This window comes from Streptomyces sp. NPDC057010, from assembly GCF_042673805.1.
Taxonomy (GTDB): Bacteria; Actinomycetota; Actinomycetes; order Streptomycetales; family Streptomycetaceae; genus Streptomyces.
Genome location: NZ_JBHUSC010000139.1, coordinates 1 through 1137 on the forward strand (window position 1 = coordinate 1; position 1137 = coordinate 1137).

Below are 1137 nucleotides of genomic sequence, written 5' to 3' on the forward strand. Positions count from 1 at the left end.
GCATGAGACTCGTCCACGAGATCTATCACGATCGTCTCGGCGAACAGGCGCTGACCTATCTGTACGAACCGGACAGCTACGTGCCGCTTGCGCGGATCGATCAGGCGGCGCCGGCGGCCAACGATGCGGAGGTGCGCGACACTGTCTACTATTTCCATAACGACGTGTCGGGATTGCCAGAGGAACTGACCGACGTCGACGGCGAGCTGGTCTGGCAAGCGCGCTACCAGGTATGGGGCAACGCGGTACAGGAAGAATGGATTGCACGGGCGCCGAAGCGGCCGGCGTCGGGCGAAGTAAAGGCGGCATCTTCACCGGCTTACGTACCGCGGCCGCAGAACCTGCGCTTTCAGGGACAGTATCTGGACCGTGAGACCGGGCTGTACTACAACACCTTCCGATTCTACGATCCCGATATCGGGCGGTTCATCAACCCGGATCCGATCGGACTGAACGGTGGCGCGAACCTCTATCAGGCTGGCGAAGGGCAAAGTGCCATCGTTAAAATCAAGATGCAAGGATATCGTTCCCTGGACGACACGCAGGCGTTCAATGCGTCGAAGATCCCCCGGGAAGCGTCGGGAGAGTACACGTGGCACCATATGAGCGATTTTGATCCCAAGACCGGGGAAGTCACGATGCAGTTGGTCAAGAGAGATATCCATCGGTCAATCTCTCATGACGGTGGCGTGTCACAGTTCCAGCAGCACAGTGGAACGAAATACGACACGGCAGCTGCTCGAGACTTTGCGACGGAGAAGGGGTGGCGAGTAAAGAAACCGAAGAGCGGTGGCTGCCATTAGGAGAGTTCTATGAGCAAGTTGAAGCTGGTCAAGTTGGCCAAATCATTGACTGAAGACGATATCTCGACCCTTGCGATGCAAATGGTGTAACGTTCAACGGGTTCTATCCAATTAAGTACCCGTCAACCGTTGATGGATCGACGCTGGAAGAAAATTATATCGATTACACGGATACTCAAGCACTGTTCGATAAGCACGAGTACATTCCATTTGCATTCGATGTGAGTGGATATCCACATCTCATGAAGCTTGATGGCCACGCGATCTACCTTCTTAATCGAGACGTTGTTGACGATGAAGGACGTGAGGTCATAGAGTTTGTGGCGCCATCCCT

1 protein-coding gene is annotated in these 1137 nt (G+C 54.7%); it reads left to right on the forward strand.

The window, feature by feature from the left end:
- The coding region (locus tag ACFTXQ_RS36645; RefSeq protein WP_382650011.1) for an RHS repeat-associated core domain-containing protein at nucleotides 1-803 on the forward strand (803 nt) is incomplete at its 5' end.
- Nucleotides 804-1137: the final 334 nt, after the last annotated feature.